Origin of the sequence: Zhihengliuella flava (assembly GCF_015751895.1) — a bacterium.
GTDB lineage: Bacteria > Actinomycetota > Actinomycetes > Actinomycetales > Micrococcaceae > Zhihengliuella > Zhihengliuella flava.
Genome location: NZ_JADOTZ010000001.1, coordinates 2,631,753 through 2,657,212, shown reverse-complemented (window position 1 = coordinate 2,657,212; position 25,460 = coordinate 2,631,753). Strand labels below are relative to the sequence as shown.

General features: G+C 64.6%; 23 protein-coding genes. 2 read left to right on the top strand and 21 right to left on the bottom strand.

The genetic code is table 11. From position 1 onward, the window contains the following. Positions 1–31: 31 nt before the first annotated feature. The 20 genes from IW252_RS12200 to dinB form a co-directional block, all read right to left on the bottom strand. The gene (locus IW252_RS12200) at positions 32–766 is read right to left on the bottom strand and encodes a DivIVA domain-containing protein (protein ID WP_196836806.1); all 735 of its coding nucleotides are present in this window, start codon (positions 764–766) and stop codon (positions 32–34) included. Between the two features lie 169 nt (positions 767–935). Next, positions 936–1,226 carry a YggT family protein gene (locus IW252_RS12195; protein ID WP_196836805.1) on the bottom strand — a complete coding sequence of 97 codons (291 nt, stop codon included), beginning with the start codon at positions 1,224–1,226 and terminating at the stop codon, positions 936–938. Between the two features lie 16 nt (positions 1,227–1,242). Then, on the bottom strand, positions 1,243–1,773 hold the full coding sequence (locus IW252_RS12190; RefSeq protein WP_196836804.1) for a cell division protein SepF: 531 nt from the start codon (positions 1,771–1,773) through the stop codon (positions 1,243–1,245). 68 nt (positions 1,774–1,841) lie between these two features. After that, positions 1,842–2,600, bottom strand: a complete 759-nt coding sequence (locus tag IW252_RS12185) for a YggS family pyridoxal phosphate-dependent enzyme (protein WP_196836803.1) — start codon at positions 2,598–2,600, stop codon at positions 1,842–1,844. 6 nt (positions 2,601–2,606) lie between these two features. After that, positions 2,607–3,311, bottom strand: coding sequence for a polyphenol oxidase family protein (locus tag IW252_RS12180; RefSeq protein ID WP_331271535.1), 705 nt, complete (start codon positions 3,309–3,311; stop codon positions 2,607–2,609). 136 nt (positions 3,312–3,447) lie between these two features. Then, positions 3,448–4,701: a cell division protein FtsZ gene (gene ftsZ / locus IW252_RS12175; protein ID WP_196836801.1), complete on the bottom strand. Its 1,254-nt coding sequence runs from the start codon at positions 4,699–4,701 to the stop codon at positions 3,448–3,450. 197 nt (positions 4,702–4,898) lie between these two features. After that, the gene (locus IW252_RS12170; RefSeq protein WP_196836800.1) at positions 4,899–5,657 is read right to left on the bottom strand and encodes a cell division protein FtsQ/DivIB; all 759 of its coding nucleotides are present in this window, start codon (positions 5,655–5,657) and stop codon (positions 4,899–4,901) included. Next, positions 5,638–7,071 carry a UDP-N-acetylmuramate--L-alanine ligase gene (murC, locus tag IW252_RS12165; RefSeq protein ID WP_408065773.1) on the bottom strand — a complete coding sequence of 478 codons (1,434 nt, stop codon included), beginning with the start codon at positions 7,069–7,071 and terminating at the stop codon, positions 5,638–5,640. The genes IW252_RS12170 and murC overlap by 20 nt, the downstream gene beginning before the upstream one ends. A 20-nt stretch (positions 7,072–7,091) precedes the next feature. Then, positions 7,092–8,195, bottom strand: a complete 1,104-nt coding sequence (gene murG / locus IW252_RS12160; protein WP_196836798.1) for an undecaprenyldiphospho-muramoylpentapeptide beta-N-acetylglucosaminyltransferase — start codon at positions 8,193–8,195, stop codon at positions 7,092–7,094. After that, positions 8,192–9,367: a putative lipid II flippase FtsW gene (gene ftsW / locus IW252_RS12155; RefSeq protein ID WP_196836797.1), complete on the bottom strand. Its 1,176-nt coding sequence runs from the start codon at positions 9,365–9,367 to the stop codon at positions 8,192–8,194. Before ftsW ends, murG begins: the two co-directional genes overlap by 4 nt. Positions 9,368–9,392: 25 nt before the next feature. Beyond that, the gene (murD, locus tag IW252_RS12150; RefSeq protein ID WP_196836796.1) at positions 9,393–10,928 is read right to left on the bottom strand and encodes a UDP-N-acetylmuramoyl-L-alanine--D-glutamate ligase; all 1,536 of its coding nucleotides are present in this window, start codon (positions 10,926–10,928) and stop codon (positions 9,393–9,395) included. Next, positions 10,929–12,038 (bottom strand): phospho-N-acetylmuramoyl-pentapeptide-transferase, encoded by a 1,110-nt coding sequence (mraY, locus tag IW252_RS12145; protein WP_196836795.1) that lies wholly within the window; start codon positions 12,036–12,038, stop codon positions 10,929–10,931. After that, a complete protein-coding gene (locus tag IW252_RS12140) occupies positions 12,035–13,504 on the bottom strand; it encodes a UDP-N-acetylmuramoyl-tripeptide--D-alanyl-D-alanine ligase (protein ID WP_196836794.1) in 1,470 nt (489 codons plus the stop codon). The genes mraY and IW252_RS12140 overlap by 4 nt, the downstream gene beginning before the upstream one ends. 2 nt (positions 13,505–13,506) lie before the next feature. Further along, positions 13,507–15,144 carry a UDP-N-acetylmuramoyl-L-alanyl-D-glutamate--2,6-diaminopimelate ligase gene (locus IW252_RS12135; RefSeq protein WP_196836793.1) on the bottom strand — a complete coding sequence of 546 codons (1,638 nt, stop codon included), beginning with the start codon at positions 15,142–15,144 and terminating at the stop codon, positions 13,507–13,509. 3 nt (positions 15,145–15,147) lie between these two features. Then, a complete protein-coding gene (locus IW252_RS12130; protein WP_331271534.1) occupies positions 15,148–16,941 on the bottom strand; it encodes a peptidoglycan D,D-transpeptidase FtsI family protein in 1,794 nt (597 codons plus the stop codon). Between the two features lie 79 nt (positions 16,942–17,020). Next, complete coding sequence (locus IW252_RS12125; protein ID WP_196836791.1) at positions 17,021–17,749, bottom strand: hypothetical protein; 729 nt, start codon at positions 17,747–17,749, stop codon at positions 17,021–17,023. Positions 17,750–17,754: 5 nt separating this feature from the next. Next, positions 17,755–18,798 carry a 16S rRNA (cytosine(1402)-N(4))-methyltransferase RsmH gene (gene rsmH, locus IW252_RS12120; RefSeq protein WP_196836790.1) on the bottom strand — a complete coding sequence of 348 codons (1,044 nt, stop codon included), beginning with the start codon at positions 18,796–18,798 and terminating at the stop codon, positions 17,755–17,757. Positions 18,799–19,007: 209 nt separating this feature from the next. After that, positions 19,008–19,439, bottom strand: coding sequence for a division/cell wall cluster transcriptional repressor MraZ (mraZ, locus tag IW252_RS12115; RefSeq protein ID WP_196836789.1), 432 nt, complete (start codon positions 19,437–19,439; stop codon positions 19,008–19,010). Positions 19,440–19,927: 488 nt separating this feature from the next. Next, positions 19,928–20,293 carry a DUF3040 domain-containing protein gene (locus tag IW252_RS12110; RefSeq protein WP_196836788.1) on the bottom strand — a complete coding sequence of 122 codons (366 nt, stop codon included), beginning with the start codon at positions 20,291–20,293 and terminating at the stop codon, positions 19,928–19,930. 211 nt (positions 20,294–20,504) lie between these two features. After that, the gene (gene dinB, locus IW252_RS12105; RefSeq protein WP_196836787.1) at positions 20,505–21,701 is read right to left on the bottom strand and encodes a DNA polymerase IV; all 1,197 of its coding nucleotides are present in this window, start codon (positions 21,699–21,701) and stop codon (positions 20,505–20,507) included. Positions 21,702–21,781: 80 nt separating this feature from the next. On the opposite strand from dinB, the gene IW252_RS12100 reads away from it, so the two are divergent. Further along, positions 21,782–22,879 (top strand): polyprenyl synthetase family protein, encoded by a 1,098-nt coding sequence (locus tag IW252_RS12100; RefSeq protein WP_196836786.1) that lies wholly within the window; start codon positions 21,782–21,784, stop codon positions 22,877–22,879. Positions 22,880–22,887: 8 nt separating this feature from the next. Here IW252_RS12100 and IW252_RS12095 read toward each other — a convergent pair whose 3' ends face one another. After that, a complete protein-coding gene (locus IW252_RS12095) occupies positions 22,888–23,241 on the bottom strand; it encodes an Rv2175c family DNA-binding protein (protein ID WP_196837261.1) in 354 nt (117 codons plus the stop codon). Positions 23,242–23,461: 220 nt separating this feature from the next. Here IW252_RS12095 and IW252_RS12090 point away from each other — a divergent pair, with 220 nt between their 5' ends. Next, entirely contained in the window at positions 23,462–25,405 is a 1,944-nt protein-coding gene (locus IW252_RS12090) for a LysM peptidoglycan-binding domain-containing protein (protein WP_196836785.1), read from the top strand. Positions 25,406–25,460 lie beyond the last annotated feature (55 nt).

Here is a 25,460-nt window from a genome sequence, read left to right as displayed (position 1 = left end):
TTCCGGCCGCCGATCGTTTCACTGTGCCAGATCAGGCGTTGTCCGCGCCGTCCGGGGCGGACGAGCCCTTGGCGTCGAGTTCACGCAACTGGCCCTCAATGTAGGCCTTGAGACGGCCGCGGTAGTCCCGCTCAAAGGTGCGCAGCGAGTCGACCTTCTGCTCCAGCTCGGTCTTCTGGACTTCGAGAGCGTTGAGCGTTTGGCGGCTCTTCTCTTCGGCAGCCTCGACGAGCGTCTTCGCCTGAGTCTGTGCCTCAGCGATGATCTTGTCCCGCTTCTGGTTGCCTTCAGCGACGTATTCGTCGTGCAGGCGCTGTGCCATGGCCAACACGCCGGCGGCGGACTCCGCGGATGCTCCGCCTGCCGCGGCGGGCTCTGCAGCCGGGGCGGCCGCGGCCACAGACTCCTGAGCTTGCGGCGCAGCGGACTTCTCAGCCTTCGGTTCGGCCGGGGCTTCGACCTTCTCCTGGGCCTTCTCCGCGGCTGCGTCCTTCTTGGCGGCCTCGTCCTTGGCCTTCTTCTCCGTGGCGGCTGGCTTCTCGGCCGGAGCGGCGGCCACTGGGGCCGGTACCGCAGCGGTCTCGGCACCGTCGCCGGACTCGAACTCAGCCACCCGACGGCGCAGCTCGTCGTTCTCTTGGTTCAGGCGACGCAGTTCGACGACGATCTCGTCGAGGAAGTCATCAACTTCGTCCTGATCGTAGCCTTCACGGAACTTGGTTGGCTGGAAGCGCTTGTTGACAACGTCTTCTGGCGTGAGCGCCATCTGGTCACCTCAATACTTGGGTCTCTCCCGGCCGCAGCGTCCGGCCGGGCAGGCTTGTCACAGTCGGTGCCTCAAGGAGTTTCTCTCCCGGAGCCACGTTGTTTACAAGACTATAACGGTCTTGCACGGTCAGCTAAACACAAACCCAGATTTTATGAGCTTCTTTGCACTAGCTGGCCATCGAGGAAACGATCACCTTGGCGATCACTACCGCGAAGAACAGAATCAGAAATGCGAGATCCAGTTGGACCCCGCCGAGATCGAGCGGCTTAACCTTGCTCCGCAACCAGCGCATGGGCGGGTCGGTTAAGCGGTAGACGAACGAGGCGACGACGAGCGAAATTCCACTCGGCCGCCACGTGCGGGCGAACATTTGCACGACGTCGAAGACGATCCGAATCATCAAGACGAATTGGAAGATCGTCAGGAGAATATAGATCGGCGCGAGGATGAGTTCCACGAAGCCCGAGTCCGCCTTAGCTCTGGTTGAAGAAAGCGGCCTGTTCCTCGGACGCCTTCTTGTCCTCGCCGAGCACCTCAACCGTCGACGGCGAGAGGAGGAAGACCTTATTGGTCACGCGCTCGATCGTGCCGCGCAGGCCGAACACCAGGCCAGCCGAGAAATCGACCAGTCGCTTCGCCTCAGCCTCGCCCATGTCGGTGACGTTCATGATGACCGGAACCCCGTCGCGGAAGCTCTCGCCAATGATCTTGGCATCGTTATACGAGCGGGGGTGAACGGTCGTGATCTGCCGCAATTCGAAATCCTCGTCCCTAGATGATGCCGCCCGTTTGATGGGCGTGACCGGTGCCCGGTATTCCTGCTCCGACTCCCGCTCCGAGGATTCCGCAACGGGTTTGACGGGCCGTGATTCCTGGGCCTGCTGAGATTCCGAGCGGCGCACGTCGTCGCGTTCGACCGCATCGACGCCCTGCTCGTCGGCGTAATGCTCGTCGCCGTCAGCGAGCCCCAGGTAGATCATCGTCTTGCGCAATGCGCCAGCCATGGTCTTCTCCTTATGTTCGTGCGCGGCCCAGCGCCTCACATTCGCTGGCTCATCCGCTTAAGGCGACGCTACCGCACGGCGGGCCGCGGCCCGAGCACATCTGAGCCGATCCGCAGGTGTGTCGCGCCCGCACTCACGGCGGCCTCGAGGTCCTGACTCATGCCGGCTGAAATCATCTGCGCGTGCGGGTACTGTCGCTGCAGCTCATCAGCCACGTCGCGCAACGCGGCGAAGGCCTCGGCGGGGTCCGCTTCCAAGGGAGCCACGGCCATGAGACCCCCCAGCGTCAGGCCCTCTTCGCCCTCGACGGCCGCCGCCAGCGTCATGACGTCCTCCGGCAGCGCGCCACCGCGCCCCCCGCCGGCCGCCTCCCGCTGTGCCACCGAACGCAAGTCGACCTGCACCAGCGCCGTCATGGCCTCTCGAGGCGTTTCTGACGCGGCCACGGCGCGCTCACGTTCGGCGCGCACGGCCTTGCCCAGCGCGGAGACCAGCTGCGCACGATCGACGGAATGGACGGCGGCGGCATAGCGCGCCACCGATTTGGCTTTATTGGTCTGCAATTGGCCAATGAAGTGCCACGTCAGGCCCAAGTCGGCGGTATCTGCGGCCTTCGCTGCCGCCTCTTGGTCCCGGTTCTCGCCGACCTCGCGCACGCCGAGCGCGGCGAGGTGCCGCACGTCGGCGGCGGGGAAGAATTTCGTGACGACAATCAATTGCGGCGTTTCTGTGCGGCCGGCAGTTCGGGACGCTTGCGCGATGCGACCCTGAACCCGGCTCAGCCGCTCAGCGAGATCCGCCCGGCGCGCCACGTCACCATCGTTCATTTTCTGTCACTCCCCGTCGTTGGATGCTGTGCTGGTCTGCCCTGGTTCACGCCAGACGACGCCTGCCAATCGTCCAGCGTCGCGGTCACGACGATACGAGTAATAGCGCGCGTCCTCGAAAGTACAGATCTCCGAGCGAACGACGTCGACCCCCTCACGCGTCAAGAAGCGGGCAGCCGCGGAGGGCAGATCGAGCGCGGGAGTGCCCCACGACGTCGTCGACGCGACTCCTGGAATCAGGGCCTCGGCATCGCGCTGCAGGTCAGCCGGCACCTCGTAGCAGCGCCCACAGATGGCGGGCCCCACCCACGCGGTGACCGTCGCCTCGGGGCCTGCCTCCTCACGGAGCTCGTCGAGAGCGTTGGCCAGAATTCCCTCGAGCAGGCCGCGCCGTCCGGCGTGAGCAACGGCGATGGCGCTACCCCGCTCGCCGTACGCAGCGAAAACGATAGGGAGGCAGTCGGCAGTCAGGACGGCCAGCGGCGCGTCCGCCCTGCGGGATACCAAGGCGTCGACCTCTAGCTGAGACTCTGCCGCGCCCTCTCCCCCGGCGATGCGGCCGACGGCGGTGGAGTGGGTTTGCGACATGAAGTGTGCCGCTGCGGGCAGCCCCAGCTCACGGGCTAGCCGCGCGCGGCGCGCGGCAACGGCTGCCGGGTCGTCCCCGACGTGGGCCGCTAAATTGCCTTCCGCCACTGTGGTGAAGGCCACGTGGACAGTCTCTTGGTCACCCAACGGCGCGCTCCAACGCAACATTCGCCCGATGATCCTTCCCTTTTAACAGCGAACAACCGGCCGGCAAGACGCACGCAAGGCGCCTCGCCGGCCGGTTGTCGACACGGCCGACTTACTTCAGAAAATCCGGAACATCCAAGTCGTCATTCTCCGCGGAACTGAGGTCCTGATCCACCACGGTGGGCAGTTCCTCATACTGGCGCTCCGCGCCTGGTTCGGCGGCAGACGCCGCGGACGGCTGGGATGCCGACGGACTGGCGACACCGGAGGGCGCATCCAGGGGCATCGTGCCCGGAACGTTGGTTCCACTGGTCGGTGCGCTGGCTCCGGAGGCAGTCTCGCCGGCGGCGAGGGTGGACGCCGCGGCCGCAGCGACCTGTGCGTTGTTGTTTTGCGGCTGGGCCGGTGCGTTCGTCACGTCCACCTGATCAAATCCGGCAGCAATGACGGTCACTCGCGCCTCGTCACCCAATGCGTCGTCGATGACGGCACCGAAAATGATGTTGGCCTCGGGGTGGGCCACTTCCTGGACCAAGCGAGCGGCCTCGTTGATCTCGAAGAGCCCCAAGTCGGATCCGCCCTGAATGGAGAGCAGCACTCCGTGCGCGCCGTCGATCGATGCCTCAAGCAGCGGGGATGCAATCGCCAATTCGGCTGCCTTGACGGCGCGGTCGTCGCCCCGCGCGGAACCGATGCCCATCAACGCGGAACCGGCCCCCTGCATGACCGACTTCACGTCGGCAAAGTCGAGGTTAATCAGCCCCGGGGTCGTGATCAGATCCGTAATGCCCTGCACACCCGAAAGCAGAACTTGATCCGCAGAACGGAAGGCGTCGAGGACGGACACGTTGCGGTCGCTGATCGACAGGAGACGATCGTTCGGGATGACGATGAGGGTGTCGACTTCGTCCCGCAGGGCATCGATCCCCGCCTCTGCGGAATTTGCCCGGCGGCGCCCCTCGAAGGTGAACGGCCGGGTCACGACGCCAATGGTCAGGGCTCCGAGTGACCGCGCGATGCGGGCCACAACCGGGGCACCTCCGGTACCCGTGCCGCCGCCCTCGCCAGCGGTGACAAAGACCATGTCCGCGCCCCGCAAGACCTCTTCGATCTCCTCGGCGTGATCCTCCGCCGCCTGTCGGCCGACCTCTGGGTTTGCGCCGGCGCCCAAGCCACGCGTGAGCTCGCGTCCGACGTCGAGCTTGACGTCCGCATCACTCATAAGCAGCGCCTGCGCGTCGGTATTGATCGCAATGAATTCGACGCCACGAAGACCGACTTCGATCATGCGGTTCACGGCGTTGACGCCGCCACCGCCGATGCCGACGACCTTGATGACGGCGAGGTAATTCTGGGGAGCTGCCACGTCCTGTTTCCCTTGCTCGGTGTGTGCTTGTGCTGTACCTACGCCCCGGTTGGCCGTGGCCGCGGTGCGTAGCGTTCGACCTTCAACCCTAACCCTCTAGTTGAGGGTTATAGTTATGTCAACCTGCTGCTATGTAGACGCTATGGTTCGCCACGCTCTTGTGCAATGACCCGGGCCGCGTGTCGTTCTAATCCGCCTCAACGAGTTACTGGCCGTTCCGGACTCGACACGTCGTAGACCTCGACGGCGGGCTGCCCCTCGGGCTGCTCTGCGCCAAGCAAGGCGGTCAAGACGCTCGCCTTCTCCGCGCTGCGCTCATCGCTCCCCCAGCGGACGCGCTCACCCGAGACTAATTCGAGTTCGACTGAATCGATCGTCTCGGCTGTCGCGAATTCTAGCTGCGCGAGCACCGGCTCCGGGAGCACGGAGAGCACCCGCGTGATGGTTTCAAAAAGTTCCGGCTTGGCATCCGCTGAGACTTCAGAGATCAGCGGAAGCTCATACGCGGCGCGGTCCACAATTTGCCGCAGCTTGCGCCCATCGGCAGCTACCAGCCAGTGCGCCTGCCCAGACCGTGTCACGGCCACCGGCGGATACTCGATGACTTCAACTCGCAGGGTGTCCGGTGCTTCGGCCTGAATAATGACATCCTCGATGGCCGGCTGCTCTGCGAGGAGGTCGCGAACGTTCCCAGGGGCGACTCGCGGAAGCGGCAGTCCCTGCAACGAGGCAAGGTCCTCCTGAATCGACGCGGTCGTCGCAAGGGAATTCCCCGTCACTTCAACGTTTTTGATCGCCAGTAACGGCGAGTACAACAACACGCCGATCAGGACCAGCACAAAAGCCAAGGCCCCGCCCACCCAGAGCAACAAGCGCTTTTTCCACGGGTTCTCCGGCGCGGCTGGGAGCTCGACGACGTTGGTGCCCTCGGCCACGTTAGGACCCCGTGTCGGCACGCCCACCGAGCTCCTCGAGGATGGCACCCCCGTAGGACGTAACGTCGCCCGCCCCAATGGTCATGATCACATCGCCGCTGCGCGCGGTGGAGGCCAGCGTCGCAGCCGCCTCCGCGGCGGACACGGGCCCACCCGCGGTGGTGAGCGCATCAGTGATGAGTGCGCTGGTGACCGACTCCAGGGGTTCCTCACGAGCGGGGTAGATATCGAGGATCCACGCGGAATCGGCTAATGACAGGGCGCTGGCGAACTCGGCGTGAAAAGCTTGCGTGCGGGTAAAGAGGTGCGGCTGGAACAGAACGTGGAGGCGGCGCTCGCCAGCCACCGCACGTCCCGCACGCAAGGCAGCGCTCACTTCGGTGGGATGATGCGCGTAGTCGTCATAAACACGCACCCCGTTCGCCTCACCGCGGTACTCAAAGCGGCGCGCGGCCCCCCGGAACGCTGCGAGCCCGGCCAGGGCCTGCACCGGCGTCAGGCCCACCTCATGTCCCACGGCGAAGGCAGCGGCGGCGTTGAGGAGATTGTGGTCTCCGGGCACGGCGAGGTCAAGGGTGAAGGGACCAGCGGCCAGCGCGGAGTCCTCCTCCGACGTCCGCTCAAGTGTGGCCCGGTACCTCAAGCCATCGGCCTGAGGATGCCGGAGCCGCCAGTCGGCCCCAGCGGAGAATCCGTAGGTCACCACCCGGACTCGCTGGGCTTCGGACCGCACCCGCGCCGCCAAGGCGGCGGCCCCGTCGTCGTCCGCGCAGGCGATGAGCAGGCCGCCATCCGGCAGCAACGACGCGAAGTCCGTAAAGGCCTGATGCACCGCCTCCGCCGTCCCGTAGTGATCCAAATGATCGGCCTCGACATTGGTCACGACGGCAATGTCCGGGGAATAGTTCAAGAACGAACCATCCGACTCGTCCGCTTCGGCCACGAAAATGCCGCCGGTGCCGAGCTCCGCATTCACGCCGAGCCCACCGACGTTGGCCCCAATGGCAAACGACGGAGACACACCCGCTTCCCGAAGCATCACGGCGATGAGCGAGGTCGTGGTGGTCTTGCCATGGGTACCAGCGACCGTCACCACCCGATGCCCACGCATCGTTTCGGCAAGGGCCTCGGAGCGGTGCAGGAGCCGCAGTCCCCGCGACACAGCCGCATCATATTCTGGGTTACCCGGCTTGATGATCGAGGACGTCACCACCGTGTCCACGTCGCCCAGATTCTCGGCGGCGTAGCCCACGTGCACCCGGGCGCCCGCAGCCGCGAGCTCGCGAAGCACCGGCAAATCCTTGGCATCGGTGCCCGAAATCTGCTGCCCTCGGGCCTGCATGAGCCGCGCCACCGCTGAAACGCCGACGCCGCCGAGTCCTAAAAAGTGGACGCGGCCCAAGTCCTGTAGCGGCTGCTGGGCTCCGTTAGTCACGATGTTCTCCCCTACCTTTTTCATGCTCCGGCGGCGGCCTCGAAAACCAGCTGCGCCATGACTTCGGCCGCGTCTCGGCGCCCATGCTGAGCAGCCGCCCGGCCCATGTGATCCAACCGGTCCGCGTCAGCCACCAAGGGCAGCACTTCGGTTCGCACGTAGTCGGCTGTGAACTGATCATTGTCCACCATGACCGCACCACCAGCGGCCACCAACGGCGCACCGTTATGTCGTTGTTCGCCGTTGCCGATGGGTAACGGCACGAGGACCGACGGCAGCCCGACGGCGGCCAGCTCGCACACCGTGCCCGCCCCGGAGCGGCACGCCATGAGATCCGCCGCGGCATAGGCACGCTCCATCCCATCGACGTACTCCACCTGCACGTAGCCGGGTGCAGACAACAGAGCCCCCTCGGCGTCGAGCACCCGCTTATCGCGGCCCGTCACGTGCAGCACCTGCAGTCGATCGGCAGCGGCGGCGATGGATTCCACAGCGCCCGCGACGGCATGATTCATGGACACGGCCCCGGATGATCCACCCGTGACCACTAGCGTCCTCTTCTGCGGATCCAAACCGAGGCTAATCCGGGCCTCGTGTTGTGCCGCGCGGCGATCCAGCTGGGCGACCTCGGCGCGCATCGGCATGCCGATGACGTGTGCCCCCGGCAGAGAAGTCCCCGCAAAGGCCGTGGCCACGCGGGCGGCAAATCGAGCGCCGACCTTGTTGGCCAAGCCCGCCCGTGCATTCGCCTCGTGAATGACCACGGGAATTTTCCGCCGCTTGGCCGCGACGTACACCGGGGTGCAGACGTAGCCGCCCACCCCCACGACGACGTCGGCCTCGGCGTCGTCAAGAATCGCGCCGGCGCGTCGAACCGCCTTGGCGAACCGCGCGGGCAGCTTCAGCAGGGCAGGCGATGGCCGGCGCGGCATCGGCACGCGCTCGATCGTCTCTAAGCGATACCCGGCCTCCGGCACGAGGCGAGTTTCCATGCCAGAGGCGGTTCCGACGGCGGTGATGCGGGTCGCTGGGTCTGCCGCCTCAAGTGCGCGGGCAATCGCGAGGAGCGGGGAGATGTGACCAGCGGTGCCACCGCCAGCAAGGACCACGGAAAGGGCGTTCATGACGACGGACTGTTCTTTCGTTGAGGTGGAAGGGAAGCCGCCTCGGCTGCAGATTGCCGGGCGAAAGAGAGGACAACACCGATGGCCGCCAAGGAGATGACGAGGGCCGATCCACCATAGGAGATAAAGGGCAACGGAATACCGATCACGGGCAAGAGACCGGTCACCATGCCCATGTTGATAAAGGCCTGCCCGATGATCCAGGCCATGATGCCGCCGGTCGCCACGCGGATGAACGGATCTTGGCTGCGGACGGCCACCCGGTACATCGCGATGGCCAAGACAGCGAAGAGCACCACGATCACCAGTGTGCCGATGAACCCCAGCTCTTCGCCAATGATGGCCAAGATGTAGTCGGTCTGACCTTCGGGGAGGTAGTTCCATTTTTGACGGGACTGCCCAAGGCCGACCCCCCACCAGCCTCCGGAGGCCAACGCGTAGAAACCGTGCATCGGCTGATAGCACGTCGGGTTGACGTCACAATCCACCTGCAGCCACGCGTTCAGGCGCTGCATGCGGTTGTCCGACATGGTGAATACGGCCACCATGCCGACCAGACCGAGCACTCCGCCGACGATGAAGAGGCGCAGGGGCGCCCCGGCCAAGAACAGAATGGCGACCACCACGAGCACAATGACGAGCAGCGTGCCGACGTCGTGCCCTAACAGCACAAAGAGACAGATGATCGCTGCGCCGGGAATCACGACGGGAACCAGTGCGTGCTTCCAGTCGCTGATCAGGTGGCGCTTGGTCGCCAGCACGTGGGCGCCCCAGATGGCCAAGGCCAGTTTGGCGGCCTCCGACGGCTGACCCCGGAAGCCGGCGATCTCGATCCAGTTCCGGTTGCCGTTGACCGTCACGCCCAGCGGAGTCAGGACCAAGAGCAAGCCCAAGATGGCGACGCCGAGGATCGGCCAGGCCAGCTTGCGATACCCGCTGGCGGGGATCCGGGCGAGGACCAGCATGCCGATCACGCCGACGACAGCGAAAACTCCCTGCCGTAGAAACAGTCCGTAGGAATTGGACTCGTGCGAAATGGCGGAAACCGACGATGAAGAGAGCACCATCAGCAACCCGATGGCTGTCATGGCCAACGTGCTACCCAAGATCAGGTAGTAGCCCCCGTTGCGGGCGCCGTCGCTGCCTTCGAGCAGACGCCAAAATCGCGTCATCGCGCCTGCCCGCCGGGTCGTCACGTCAGCTGCCCTCCGACTCCGCTTCACCACCCCGTCCGGGGTCTTCCATCAATTCACTGACCGCCTCAATAAAGGCATTTCCACGCTGCGCGTAGGACGCGAATTGGTCCATCGATGCCGCCGCGGGCGCCATCAAGACCGTGTCCCCGGCTTGCGCGACCTCCGCCGCGCGTTCCACCGCGCGCCGCATCACGGCGCCCGGTGAGGCATCCTGCTGGCCTTCTCCAGTGTCTCTCACCCCGGTGGGCAAGACGGGCACATTCGGAGCGTGTTCTCTCAGTGCCGCCTCAAGATCCGCGGTGTCTAGGCCGATGGTCACGACGGCGCGCAAGCGATCCGCGTTGTCCGCAATCAAATCGTGGTAGTCAACACCCTTAGACAGCCCGCCGGCGATCCAGACGACAGACCGGAACGACGAGAGGGATGCGGCGGCGGCATGAGGGTTGGTGGCCTTCGAATCGTTGATCCACAGGATGTCGTCGCGCCGCGCGACGGCCTGGATCCGATGATCGCCCGGTTGGTAGGACCGCAATCCGTCCCGGATGGACTCCGGCGGCACGCCATAAGCGCGCACGAGGGCCGCCGCCGCCAGGGCGTTGGCCACGTTGTGCCGCGCGGCCAATTCGCCGACGTCCTCCAAAGTCGCGAGCTCGATCGCTGAATTGGCCCGGTCCTCGAGGTAGGCCCGATCGACCAAGAGGCCCTCGGCGAGGCCCACCATGCTGCGAGCTGGCACGTCCGTGGTGAATCCGATCGCCCGGCAGCCCTCGATCACGTCGGCGTTCTCCACCATCCGGATGGTCTCCGGCGCCTGTGCATTGAAGATCGCTGCGACGCGCGTGCGTTCGTAGATCCGCGCCTTCGCCTCCCGATAGGCCTCGAAAGAACCGTGCCAATCCACGTGATCCTCGGCGAGGTTGAGCACCACGGACGCGAGCGGGGACATCGTGTGCGTGTAGTGCAGCTGAAAACTGGAGAGTTCAACGACGAGCACGTCATAGCCCTGCGGATCGCGGATCGCGTCCAGAATAGGGGTGCCGACGTTGCCGACGGCGAGAGCGCGCAGCCCGGCGGCCTGCAACATGGATTCGGCCATCGACACGGTGGTCGTCTTGCCATTGGTTCCGGTCAGCACCAGCCACTCGGCCGTCGGCCGGCCCTCCCGCTGACGCACACGCCACGCGAGTTCGACGTCGCCCCAGACCGGAATCGAGGCAGCCTCGGCTTCTGCGATGAGCGGCTGGCGGGGGTTCCAGCCAGGCGAGACGACCACGAGGTCCGCCTCTTCGCCGTCGATCTTCGGCAACCGGTCCTGGTGCTCAGCGCCCAAGAGGACGTCGGCGGCGCCGACGATCTTCAGCGTGTCCCCGCGCTGGGCGTTCTCTTCCGAATCACGCCCGTCCACGACGACGACGCGCGCGCCGAGTTCAATCAGCGTGTCGGCGGCGGAGAAGCCGCTGGCTCCGAGGCCGGCGACGACCACGCGAAGCCCGGTAAAGTCCGCATCCCAACTGGTCAGTTCGTCGAGCGACGTCATTTAGAGCCCCACCACCCATTCGGCATAGAAGATTCCCAGACCGGCCGCCACGAAGAGCCCGGCCACGATCCAGAAGCGGACCACGACGGTGACCTCGGCCCATCCCTTCAGCTCGAAGTGATGCTGCAGCGGAGCCATCAGGAACACGCGCTGACCACCAGAGATCTTGAAGTACCCCACCTGAATGATGACGGACAGCGTGATGATGACGAAGAGGCCCGCCAGCACCAGGAGCAGCAACTCAGTGCGGGAAAGGATGGCGAAGGCCGCCAGGGCGCCGCCAATGGCCAGCGAGCCCGTGTCGCCCATGAAAATATGGGCTGGCGAGGTGTTCCACCACAGGAAGCCAATCAGCGCACCGCACAGAATGGCTCCGAGCAGGGCGAGATCCATGGGATCCCGCACCTCGTAACACACGGAACCGATCGACCGGGAAGAGCCACAGGCCTGATTGTATTGCCAGATTCCCATGAGCGTGTAAGCCCCAAACACCATGATCGAAGCGCCGGTGGCCAGTCCGTCGAGCCCATCGGTGACATTGACGCCGTTCGTCGTGGCGGTGGCGATGAGGTTCGCCCAGATCACAAACAGGATGGCGCCGATGACCGGGCCGAAGAAGGCAAGGTCCAGCCACGGGATATCGCGGATAAAGGAGATGTTCAGCGAGGCCGGAGTCAGTCCCTTATCGTCCGGGAACTGCAATGCCAGCAACGCAAAGGCGATGCCCACGACTGCTTGGCCGAAGACCTTCTGCCACGCCGTGAGCCCCAGACTGCGTTGCTTGGAGATCTTCGTAAAGTCGTCGAGGAAGCCCACGAGGCCCATACCCACCATGAGGAAGAGCAGCAGCAAGCCAGACGCCGTCGGCCCGGTGGCATGCTCTGCCGTGAGCATGCGGATCCCATGGGTCAGGAAGTACGCCACGACGACGGACAGCACAATCATGGCACCGCCCATGGTGGGGGTCCCCCGCTTGGTGTGGTGGGACGTCGGCCCGTCATCGCGGACAAACTGGCCGTACTGGCGCCGGACCAACAGGCGGATCAAGACGGGCGTGCCAATGAAGGAGAGAAGCAGCGCAATCGAAGCGCCCAAAAGTAGTGCAATCATTCTGAGCTCTCCTCGACAAGGGCGGCGTTCGGATGTGCCTGCGCTACCTGATCGCCCAAGTGCCGCAAGCCTGCCGAGTTGGACGACTTGAACAATACGATATCCCCGCTGGCGATTTCACGCTGCAGCAAAGCCGCAGCTTCGTCGCAGGTCTCGACGTAGTACGCCTCGTCCCCCCAGCTACCCTCCAGGACTGCCGAGTTGTACGCGGGCTTGGCCTCAGCACCGATGACCACGAGCTTCTTGATGTTCAACCGCACCGCCTGGCGGCCCAGAAGGTCGTGCTCGAGGAGGGATTCGTCGCCAAGTTCCAGCATGGGGCCCAGCACCGCCCACGTACGGCGAGCGGCGCCGTCGCCGTCGGGCAGTCCCAGCTCGGCGAGCGTCTGCAGAGCAGCGCGCATGGATTCCGGATTCGCGTTGTAGGCGTCATTGATGACGGTGACGCCGTCGGGCCGCTCCGTCCGCTCCATGCGCCAGCGGCTCGCTGGCCCACGGCCGTCAAGTTGCTCGACAATCGTCGCTGGCGCCACCCCGAGAGCATAACCGGCGGCCGCAGCGGCCAAGACGTTGTACACGTGGTGGCGCCCCATCAACCCTGACTGAACGTGGTGACGGGACCCATCGGGGAACGTCAGGTCAAACTCTGGGCATCCATTCGCGCCCACCGAAACATCGCTCGCTCCGAGGACCTCGTGCTCTTGTGGCGCCGGGTCAATGCCGAATCCGACGATGCGCGCTTGAGTTCGCTGACGCATCCGGGCGACGCGCGCGTCGTCAAGGTTCACGACGGCGGTGCCGTCAGCGCTGAGGGCCTCGACCAATTCACCTTTGGCCTGCTCAATGTTGTCCACACCGCCGAATTCGCCGGCGTGTGCCGTGCCCACGCAGAGGACGACGCCCACGTCAGGGACGACCATGTCCGTGAGATAGGTAATGTGGCCGATCCCTGTCGCGCCCATCTCAATGACGAGATTGCGCGTCGTCTCCTCCGCACGGAAGACCGTCAGGGGAACGCCGACTTCGCCGTTGTAGGAGCCAACGGGTGAGAGCGTTTCACCGTCGGTCGAGAGAACGGCCGCGAGAAGGTCTTTGGTGGTGGTTTTGCCCGCCGAGCCGGTAATGCCGACAACGCGCGCGCCGCGGGCCTTGAGATAGGCCACCTGATGGGCCGCGATGAGGCCCATGGCGTCCACGGCGTCTTCGACGATGACAGCCGGGTGCTCGTTGCCACTCGCATCCAGCGTGACGCGCTCGGTCAGCGCCAGGCGCGCGCCAGCTGCGAACGCTTGGTCAATGAAATGGTGTCCGTCAGAGACTTCACCGGGCTTGGCCACAAAGAGCCATCCGGGCTGCATCTGACGCGAGTCGGTATCGACGCCCATGATCCGAGCGGCTGGGTCCGCGGTAGCGCTGAGGCGGCCGCCGGTGATCTCGGCGATCTGGGCTGTGTTGAGTTCAATCATGGCTATGAGGACTTTACTCCCTCACCACGCTGGCCGTCGGCTTCTGAGGCGGTGGTGCTGGTCTCGTTGGAGGCGATCGGTGTGAATCCCGCGGCGACCAGCGCTGCGCTGAGCTCCGTACGATCGTCGAGCGCATGATCGACGCCGGCGACGTCCTGCACCGTCTCATGCCCACGCCCAGCCACGAGGATGGTGTCCTCTTCGGTGGCGAGCTGAACCGCGTGACGGATGGCAGCGGCCCGCGGGGACGCCTCGATCACGGCTGTGGTCAGGGACTGGTCCGTTACGGCCTGGCGCGCCCCGGCGAGGACGTCCGAGCGGATGGCCGCTGGATCCTCGCTATGCGGATCGTCATCGGTGATGATCACGACGTCGCTGCACTCGGCGGCGACCGCCCCCATCACGGGCCGCTTCGTGGCGTCCCGGTCCCCCGTAGCCCCGAACACGGTGATGACTCGGCCGGACGCTGGACGCACCGCAGCAATAGCACGTTGGAGCGCATCAGCGTTGTGAGCAAAGTCCACCACGGCGGCCGGCCGGTGGGAGATCACCTGCATCCGTCCCGGCACCGCAACGGAGAGCGGATCCTGCTCGTCGAGAGCCTGCTGGAGAGCGGCCACACCGATCCCAGAGGCCAAGATCATCGTCAGGGCCAGCGCCGCGTTAGAGACGTTGAAGTCCCCTGGCAGCCCCACCCGGGCGCTCACGGCGTCGCCTGTAGCGTTCCGCAACGTGAACTCGTGGCCTAATCCGTGAGCAGCCACGTCCGTCACCGTCCAGTCGGCCTCCGCGCCGTCGTCTCGGGTGGCGAGCGTCAGAACGTGGGAGCCGGTCTCTCGACGCCGCGCGGCCAGGAGCCGCCCCCACGCGTCGTCCACGGTGACGACCGCGGCGCGGCTCGTCTCCGGCTCAAAGAGGCGCGCTTTGGAGGCGAAGTACTCCTCCATCGTGCCGTGCAGATCCAAATGATCCTGAGTGAGTTGGGTGAAACCTGCCACGGCGTAGCGCAGGCCCGCGACCCGCCCGTAGTCCAAGGCATGAGAGGACACCTCCATCGCCGTGGCGTCGATGCCGCCGTCCCGCATTCGCGCGAGCAGCGCATGGAGTTGCGTCGCTTCGGGGGTCGTGAGAACTGACGGAATGGGGGTCTGCCCCGCGACGATCTCAATCGTTCCGATCAGTCCTGTGCTCCGCCCCAGAGCATTCAGGAGCGAGCGGAGAAAATAGGTCGTGGTGGTCTTGCCGTTCGTGCCGGTCACCCCGAAGAGGGCGGGCGCATCGGACTGGGTTCCGAAGACACACGCGGACACGTCACCGATCACCGCGCGCACCGACGTCGTGCTCACCACGGGCAAGCCGGTCGCCGCGGCTGCTGCAAGGCCCTCGTCATCCGTGAGGATCGCGGCCGCGCCGGCGGCGGCCGCCGCGTCGGAAAAGGTGGCCCCGTGCGCTCGGGCGCCGGGGAGCCCGATGTAGAGGTCCCCCGCTTGCACAGCTCGGGAATCGAGGCACACACCACTGACGACGGCGTCGTCCGTCACGGACAGAGCGGGCACGGCGCGGGCGATGTCGCTCAGGCGCACCCGCGGCGGATGAACCGGGCGAAAGGCGCGCTCGGCGGTAGAGAGGTCGGTGGGCATTCCCTACTCCCAGCCGTAGTCTTGGCGATCGCCGATAAAGACCTTGTACGGGTCCGGTGCGCTGTTCGACGGCGGGACGTCGTAGGTGTTCAGAGTCTGCTCCATGATGGTTTTAAAGGTATCCGTGACGCTCCAGTCCCTCCAGTTGCCCTGGGGCCGATGCATCGTGACAGCCACCACGTACTTCGGATCATCCAAGGGGGCGACGCCCGTGAAGGAACTGGTGTAGCCGTCGTAGCCGCCGTTGGGCCCGGCCGCCTGGCCAGTGCCCGTCTTGCCGCCGACCCGATAGCCGTCGATGGCGGCCCCCTGAGCCGTACCGTTGGTCACCACCGTTTCCATCATGCCGAGCAGGATGTCCGACGTCTCCTGAGAAACCACGCGCTCCGGTGCTGGGGATTCGGCTTCATGCTCGGTGCCATCCGGGTCGATGTAGGCGTCGACGAGCCGCGGCTGCACCTTGAGGCCATCATTGGCGATCGACCCGAACTGCATGGCCGTGTGGAGGAGGGTTTGGGTGTAGGCCTGACCAAACATGGTGGTGAATTGCTGCCGACGATCCCACACGGCCGGGTCGGCAAAAATACCTTGGCTCACCGGCAACCCGATCGGCAGATACTGGCCGACGCCGAACTTCTGGAAAAAGTCGTAGCGTTCTTCATTGCTCAGGCGATTACCGATCATCACCGTGCCGGTGTTGTAGGACCGGGCGAAGATTCCTGCTGCCGTCATGTCGTACGTCGCATGCTCTAGCGAGTCGTTGATCGTCTCATTTTGTACGGTGTAGGCATTCGGCACCTCGAACGCCTCTGTGGGTGTCACCTTGCCCGCATCGAGGGCCGCGGCGAACGTGGCCAGCTTGCCCGTGGACCCCGGTTCAAACGCGTGAAGTAAGGCCTTGGATCGGCGGAACTCACCCTCGGTAGCGGCCGGGTCATTCGGGTCGACGGACGTGGAATCAGCCACGGCAATGAGATTGCCCGTCTCAATTTCCATGACGATGGCCGCGACGAAGTCCGGATTGTATTGCTCTTGCTTTTGCATCACGGCGTTCTGTGCCGCCCACTGAATATCGCTATCGATGGTGAGCTTGACGTCCTGTCCGTCGACGGCAGGTGTCTCCGAATACGTCGCCATGGGAATGCGAATCCCGTCGGCACCGACTTCGAACGTGCGTTCACCGGGAGTACCGGCCAAGTGCTCTTCCTGAGTGAGTTCAATCCCCTCGGCTCCGGTCTCCTGCTCGGCCTCGTTCAGCGACGCGGCGCTGAGAAAACCGAGCAGCGTTCCCGCGAGAGACGCGTTCGGGTATTGACGGTCACTGCGCTGCTTGGTGGTCATGCCCGGGATGCCAAGTTCCAACACGCGCTCCTTGACCTCGGGCGTCACGCTTTTCGCGACCACCGAGTAGCGCACTGGGTCTTCCGGATCGGTCGGGATGAGCGAGGCGCGGAGCGTCTCAGCGTCGACGCCGAGGAGCGGCTCCAGCTCGCCGATGACGGAGTGAATTGTCACGTCTTCACGCTCCCCCGTCTCCTGATTACGCCGGGTGAATTCCTCCTCATACCACTTCTGATCGACGACGAGGTCGTAGCGAATCACCGACGTCGCGAGGGTCCGACCATGCGCATCAAGAATGTCCCCGCGGGCGGGGTCAATCTGCACAGTACGCGTACGGTTGCTAGTGGCTTCCTGAGCCACCGCTTCTGGATCTAGCCCCTGGAGGAAGAACAACCGTCCTGACAGCAGCAGCAACAGCACCAGACACACCGCGAGGCCAGCCCGGAGCCGAGTCACGCCGCGTTCACGTAGCCGAGGTTTCCGCGTGGGCGCCATACCTATTTCTCCCCGTGTGCTCTCGCGGCGATCTGCTCGCCTATCCGTCGTGTGCGTCCGATACCTGAGGTGCCGGAATCGTTCCGCCGTTCAGCTCCTCCGAGCTAAACGTTGGCTTGCTGCCCTGTGCAGGTGTTTGCGGTTCTTCGGCTGGCTTCTCAGCTCCGGCCGACTCGGATGCCGGGGACGATGACTCCGCACCCGAAGCCGGTGGATTGTCAGTGCCCGAACCGACGGAAGACACCGGGGCCGGTTCCGTGAACGGACGCTCCGGTCCGCTCAACAGCGACGTTACTGTGTCCTCGGAACCGGCCGCCGTAGCGACACCTGAAACTTCTCCGGTCGAGAGGTCGATGGCCGCGACGTTGCCAGCCGGCACCATGCCCAGTTCAGCCGCCTTTGAGGCGATATTCTGTGGCGCCTCCAGGTATTGCACCTCTTGAGTCAATGCCTCGTTTTCCTGGACCAAGGACGTCTGCGCGGAACGCAGCTTGACCAACTCGTACTGACCGCTCGAGACCTGAATGTTGAGCAGCAGTACCGATGTGAGCGCGGCGATGAGAAACGCAACGCACATCAGAAGGAACGGCAGGCGTCGATTACGCGTGACCGCGGGAACTATCGAGAGGACGGTTCGGCGACGCTGAGACTGCTCGACCGCTGGCTGCAGCGAAGGCTCGACAACGCGTGCCGTCGCCCCGTCGATACTCCCGCCATACACAGCTGCGGACTCACGCTGCTGGCGGCGGATGGTGGCTGGTGCACGCATTTCCATCAGTCCTTCATGATCCGTTCAACCGCGCGCAGCTTGGCGGATGCTGCCCGGGGGTTCTCTTCGATTTCGTCAGCGGTGGGCTTTTCGGTGCCCTTGGTCAGTGTCTTAAACCGAGCCTTGTGCTCGTCGAGCTCGACGGGGAAACCGGCCGGGGCTGATGACCGCGAGCCGGCCTGAAAAAATCGCTTGGTGATCTTGTCTTCGAGCGAGTGGTAACTCATCACCACCACACGGCCACCAACGTGAACGGCCTTCATGGCCGCCGGAATGGCTCGTTCAAGCACGTCCAATTCCTCGTTGACCGCGATGCGCAGCGCCTGAAACGTTCGCTTGGCGGGGTGTCCGCCCGTGCGGGCCGCCGCTGCCGGAACGGCAGATCTGATCACGTCAACCAGGCCAGAGGTCGAGGTAATGGGTTTGACCTCACGGGCAGTCAGGATCGCGGACGCGATGCGTGAGGCGAATCGCTCCTCTCCCCACGTGCGAATGATCCGGGCCAGCTCTCCGTGCGTCGCGGAATTGACCAGATCTGCAGCGGTCGGGCCTCGCGACGGGTCCATGCGCATGTCGAGCGGCGCATCGTAGGAATACGCGAAGCCGCGGTCGCGCTCGTCCAACTGCAGCGACGACACTCCGAGGTCAAACAGCACGCCGTCGACCCCTGGGAGATCCAACTCCTGCACGACGTCATAGATCTCGTCGTACACGGCGTGGACCAAATCCGTCCGGTCCGCCAGGTCTTTGAGCCGCTCTCCGGCGAGAGCTAGCGCTTGTTCGTCGCGGTCCAAACCAATGAGGCGAGCGTCGGGAAATCGCGTCAAGATCGCCTCTGAGTGGCCGCCCATGCCCAGCGTGCAGTCAACCAGTACAGGCGCTCGACCGGCGGCCCGAGCCGCGAGGACAGCTGGCTCGAGGAGGCCCACGCAACGGTCCAAGAGCACCGGCACGTGGCGCTCGTGGGTGGGCTTGGCGACGGCGGCAGACTCGGCCGCAACAACGGGATGCTGAGCACCCGCGCCGCGGGCGTCGTCTTCTGCCGTCATGGCGGCCCCTCTCTACACGTCGTGATGGCTAATCGGGGGCGGTGCCCCCGCCGTACCGTTCGCGGGCGGTTGTTGCGCTAAACGACCTGTGGTCAGATCCCCCACCGCTCCGGTGTCGCCTGACTCCGGGGAAGGTGAGTCAGGTGATCCGGGCGGTAAGAGATCTGGCCCAAGGTCGGTTCCGTGTCCTCCCCTGAGACCCTGATGGCCTAGAAGATTCCCGGAAGAACCTCCTCATCGGTCTCGGAGAACGCACTCTCCTTTTCCTCGAGGTAGGTGTTCCACGCCGCGCTGTCCCAAATCTCAGCTCTGGTACCAGCGCCGATGACGGTGACCTCACGGTCTAGGCCGGCGTAGCTGCGTAGCGAGGACGGAATCGTGACCCGCCCTTGCTTGTCCGGCACCTCATCAGAGGCGCCGGAGAGGAAAACACGGATGTAATCGCGGGCTTGGCGAGAAGACAACGGCGCCTGCCGCATCTGCTCGTGGACCCGTTCAAACTCCCGCTGACTGAAGACGTAAATACACCGCTCCTGCCCCCGCGTCAGGACGAGCCCGTTGCCGAGCTCTTCCCTGTACTTGGCGGGCAGGATCAGCCGACCCTTGTCGTCAAGACGCGGCGTGTATGTCCCGAGGAACATGCGCACCGCCTTCCCGACTGTGAGGCCCTCCGGTGGATTTACTCCTCCACTATCCTCTTCTGCGCCCCACTTTACTCCACCTTCTACCACTGTCAACGACATCCCGGGAATATTTGCTGACCTGAATGCCACCAAAACCCCGGAATCACGGCGATCTACGGGAATGGTTCAAAGTGGAGGAAGAATTGGCAGCTCGCACACAGGATCAAGACTGTCTCAAGCCTCCCGAGGCATCAGGGGGCCGTTAAACGACAAAACCCGCCGGTCAGGGCGGGTGTGGCGGCAGGTGGAGGCCCATCCGGTGGGCGCGTGGAGGGAAGTGGAGCGGCCGTGTGAGGGCAGGATTAGATCACGTCAACGCCGCGCGTCAGCGTGCGATCAGAGGTGTTCGTTCACAGGAGTGAAGCCAGACGTAGGCTCACCGCGGGAGACCCGACGCCGGACGCGAGACCCCAAACGACGGGGGATTGACCAGGAGGCAGCGGAGTTTAGAACCCTTGATCGCGTCGGCGCTCGTCCCACTTCGCTTCGAGATCTGCCATGAACGAGCTGTTGGACTTCGCAGCCCGTGGGGAGCCATTGCTAGCCTTCATGCTGGCACCGCCGCGCTTCGACAGGGCGACGTACACGCCGACGCACATCACGGCGAATCCGAGCACACCGACCACCAACACGTTGGCGGAGATGCCGATCAGTACCGCGACGATCCCGGCGATGCCAATGAGCACGCCAATCACCATGTTGCGCGTCGAATATCCGCCTCCGGACTTCATGGTCGACGCGAAGCGCTGGTCCTCGTGCAGCTGCTGTTCCAGTTGCTCGAGCAACCGCTGTTCGTGGTCGGAAAGCGGCATGTCCTTCCCCGTTTCTTTCAGTCGCTGGCGCGTCCCACGATCCCGAGACCCTGATCCGTTCCACCGACGTAGACACTTGTACCCCGTTTAACGCCTATTCGGGTCCTGTTGTTCCGGCCCCTCAGCCCGAGCACCTGGACTATCGAATAAGCGTTTACTAGGCGCTTGTTCATTAAGGATACTGGGCTGTCGGCGCAGACGGTAGCCGCAGTCACGTTCCGTCCTCGCGCTCCGTGGACTCGCGCGGTAGCAGGGAGGCCGGTGACAGCCCGGCTCCCTGAAATTTATCCCGAATCCGATCCATCGCGGCCTCGGCCCGGTCCCAGTTTGCGTCGGCTCGATCAAAGCTAAATTGCACCGACTCACTGCTCACCAGTTGCTCGGTCCGCACGCCGATGAGGCGAATGGCGTCGCCCGGCCGCCAGAGGGCATCGAAGAGCGACGTCGCCGCATCAGCGAGGGTTACGGCGGACGCTGAAGGATGCTGTAAGCGTCGGCTGCGACTCACCGTCGTGAAGTCGGCGTACCGCACCTTGAGCGAGACGGACGACGCCAGCTTGCCTGACGCGCGCAGTCGCGCCGCAACGCCGTGGCTCAACCGCAGCAACTCCACTCGCAGTGCGGATGGGTCCCGCTCGTCCTGCGCAAACGTCTCCTCCGAGCCAATGCTCTTTTCATTGCGCTCCGTGACGACTTCCCGTTCGTCCCGGCCCCACGCCAAGGAGTACAGATGCTTGCCCTGCGCGCCCAGCATGCGTTGAAGCATGGGAAGAGGACTCTGGGCGATGTCGCGCACGCTGTGGATCCCGGCATTCGCGAGGACCTCGGCCGTCCGGCGTCCCACGCCCCAGAGCGCGGACACCGGCAACGTGTGCAGAAACTCCACGGTCTGTTCGGGGCGGATGACGAGCAATCCGTCCGGTTTAGCCCGTTGGGAGGCGATCTTGGCCACGAACATATTCTTGGCGGCACCGACGCTTGCCGGCAGGGAGAGTTCCGACCGGATGCGGTCCCGAATATGCTCTCCAATCACGCCAGGTGCCCCCAGCCGGCGCATGCTGCCCGTCACGTCGAGAAACGCCTCGTCGACGGACAGCGGTTGGACCAGCGGAGTGATCTCCCGGAAGATCCCCATAATGCGAGCCGAAACCTCGCGGTACTTTCCTTGGCTAGGCTCGATCACCACAGCGCGCGGGGCTAGCCGCACCGCCGTCGTCATTGGCATGGCCGATCTGACGCCGAGCGCACGGCAATCGTACGACGCCGACAGGACCACGGACCGCTCCCCTGGCCGGCCGACGATGACCTGCCGATGGGCCAGATCAGGCCGTTGTAGCAGCTCCACGGACACGAAGAACGCGTCCATGTCGACGTGCAAGATGGCACGCTCGCGGCGGGTGGGGTTCATAGTGGCCACCCTATAGAGTGGAGATGCCCGTGGGCACCCGCGCGCATCGGTTCCACGAAGTACCTCACAGAATCGGACTCATGACCTCAGATTCACCGGCTCCCGTCGGATCAGTGGCCCACCAGGTGGCGGCATATACCGAACGTGTCAACGCTCTGATAGCAGACTTCCTGGCTGAACAACGCACCGTCGTGGCCCGCATCTCACCACACGCCGAAGAGCTCGTGGCCAGCATTTCCGACCTCTCCCGGCAGGGTAAACGCCTTCGTCCCCGCTTCGCCTTCCTCGGTTTCCTCGCAGCCGGAGGCGACCCCGCAGCGGAGTCCATCGTCCGCGTCGGGGCATCGCTCGAGCTTTTTCAAGCCGCCGCGCTCATTCATGATGATCTCATCGACCATTCCGATACCCGGCGCGGGGCCCCCAGCGTCCATCGCCGCTTCGAAGCCATTCATCGCGAGGCAGGCTGGTCACGAGATGCTGCCCGATTCGGCGAGGCCGCTTCGGTGCTCGCTGGCGACCTGAGCCTCTCTTTCAGCGAGCAACTCTTTGGAACCACGACGACGCCGCCCGCGGCTCGTGCTGTCTTTGACGCCATGCGCGCCCAGGTCATGGCCGGCCAGTTCCTCGACGTCCTCGAAGAGTCTGCGGGCCCAACCTACGGGATGGACTCCGCCGTCGACCGAGCGCGGACGATCGTCCGCTACAAGAGCGCCAAGTACTCCACGGAAAATCCCATGCTCCTCGGCGGCACCCTAGCGGGCGCATCGGAGCCATTGTTGGCGCAGTACTCCCGCTTCGCCCTACCACTGGGTGAGGCCTTTCAGCTCCGTGACGACGTCCTCGGGGTCTTTGGTGACCCCGAAACGACGGGCAAGCCTTCGGGCGATGACCTGCGGGAAGGCAAGCGCACCGAGCTCATTGCCCATGCGCTGGTGATGGCCACACCGGAGGCCGCGCGCTTCATCGATGGACGACTGGGCGCGGCTGACCTCACCGCAGATGAAATCAGCCGCATGTGCAGCATCCTGCGCGACTCTGGCGCCCTCGCCGCGACGGAAGCGACGATCAACACGCTCTCGGATCAGGGATTCTCAGCGCTCGTCACCCTCGACGTGTGCCCCGAGATCCGTGAGGCTCTGCGGGATCTAGGCCTCGCAGCCATTCGCCGCACCACCTAACGCGGCGGCTAGAAACCGGCAACCTGCGCGCGGCGTCGCACCTCGGTTTTGCGCCCTTGACGCAGCGCTTCGACCGGGGTACCGGGCAGCGAGTCGTCTGAGGTAAAGAGCCATTCGATCAGCTCGGCATCAGCAAAACCAGCATCGCGCAGCACGGTCACGGTCCCCTTCAGGCTGTCTAAGGGTGCCCCCTCGTGAATAAAGGCTGCGGGTACAGCGCGCAGGGCGCGTTCACCCACGCGGTGTTCAACCAACGCTCCATCACGGATCAAGCCGTGGACTTTGCGGATATCTAGACCAAGTTCTTCGGCGACATCCGGCAACAGCAGCCAGTCGCCCACCAATTCTTCGAGTGTGCTCACCCCACCAGCGTGCCACATTGCGGCCGCAATGCTGCTCTTGACCACCTCGCCGGCGCGGACAAATTCAGACACGACCACCGAAAGATTTCTCCTTGGTAACGGTTTCACGCCGTGTGGTTCGTGGTGTAGATTCACAACTGTCACATTCGCAACACAGGTCACAGAAGTATCACGGGGAAGATTCTTCTGTGTCGGCGACCGACTAGGACAGAGGATTCCCATGTCACAAGCCCGCGCCGCAAGCGCCCGCCCGATCCAGACGCTCCAAGCGTCGAGGACCCGCTTCGCCGTCTCCGGCGTCGCCGCTGCCACATTGCCTGCCGTCATGCTGACAGGCCTCGGCACAGCGGCTCCCGCGGAGGCCGCCGAATCCAGCGCCGCCCACTTGCTGGCGCCCAAGGCCGCGACGCCGTCGAACATCACGGCCGCCCAAAACAAGATTGCCGCGCACCTTGTGGCTGCTCACCTGCCCTCGCGGATTGCCGCCGTCGTCCCGGCCGCGCCAACCAGCAGCTCCGTGACCGTCTCGTCTGGCGACACGCTCTCACACATCGCTGCCCGGGCCGGCGTCTCCCTCAGCGCCTTGCTGAAGGCCAATGATCTCTCCTCGTCCTCGATCATCTACCCGGGCCAGAAGATCTCGCTTCCGGGCGATTCCTCCAGCGACTCTCGCTCGAGCGGCCAGAGCAGCTCGAAGGCCACCAAGCACACCGTGGTGCACGGAGACACCCTGTATGGCATTGCCGCAAAGTACAGCACCTCGCTCTCGACGCTGTTGAAGCTGAATCCGAAGTTGAAGTCGTCGGCCATCATCTACCCGGGCCAGGAAGTGACCGTTTCCGGGTCGAGCTCCACGAGCTCCTCGGCGTCGACGTCCTCAACCAGCACGTCCACGAAGACGACGTCGAGCTACACCGTGAAGTCCGGCGACACCCTCTCCGGCATCGCGGCCCGCAACGACATGGGCCTCTCCACACTCCTGAAGCTCAACAGCCTCTCCTCCTCGGCCATCATCTACCCGGGACAAAAGCTCCGCCTGTCCGGCAGCAGTACCTCCACATCCACGGCGTCGACGTCCTCAACCAGCACGTCCACGAAGACGACCTCGAGCTACACCGTGAAGTCCGGCGACACCCTCTCCGGCATCGCGGCCCGCAACGACATGGGCCTCTCCACACTCCTGAAGCTCAACAGCCTCTCCTCCTCGGCCATCATCTACCCGGGACAAAAGCTCCGCCTGTCCGGCAGCAGTACCTCCACATCCACGGCGTCGACGTCCTCAACCAGCACGTCCACGAAGACGACCTCGAGCTACACCGTGAAGTCCGGCGACACCCTCTCCGGCATCGCGGCCCGCAACGACATGGGCCTCTCCACACTCCTGAAGCTCAACAGCCTCTCCTCCTCGGCCATCATCTACCCGGGACAAAAGCTCCGCCTGTCCGGCAGCAGTACCTCCACATCCACGGCGTCGACGTCCTCAACCAGCACGTCCACGAAGACGACCTCGAGCTACACCGTGAAGTCCGGCGACACCCTCTCCGGCATCGCGGGACAGCACAGCGTCAGCCTGAGCAAGTTGCTCCAGGCCAACCAGCTCTCGAAGACGTCCGTGATCCACCCGGGTCAGAAGGTGACCATCCCGGGAGGTGGCACGGTCTCGGCGGCCGGCGATCAGCTCGTCCCGTCCACGTTCCTGCACTACACGTACCCGGAAGATACCGTTCGCAGCGCGAACGAGAACAAGCGCATCCTGCTGTCGCGGAATCTACCCAGTCAATCGGAGATGCGCAGCTTGATTTCGGCGACGGCTCGTCAGTTTGGCGTGGACCCCTCGCTGGCGCTAGCCCACGCGTATCAGGAATCTGGCTTTAACGCCGACGCCGTCTCCCCCGCCAATGCTATTGGCGCCATGCAGGTCATCCCGTCCTCCGGCGAATGGGCCTCCCAGCTCGTCGGCCGTCAGCTCAATCTGCTCGACCCGCGGGACAACGTGACGGCCGGCGTGGCCATCATCGCGGCGCTGCAGAAGACGTCGAAGAACGTCGAGGAAGGCATCGCCTCCTACTACCAGGGTCAAGGGTCCGTGCGCCGCAACGGTATGTACAGCGACACCAAGCACTACGTTCAGTCCGTCCTGGCTCATCAGCGCAGCTTCCGCTAAACCGACGGAACTCACTGAAAAGCACAAAAACGGCGATGGGCCGGCCCCTTGGGGG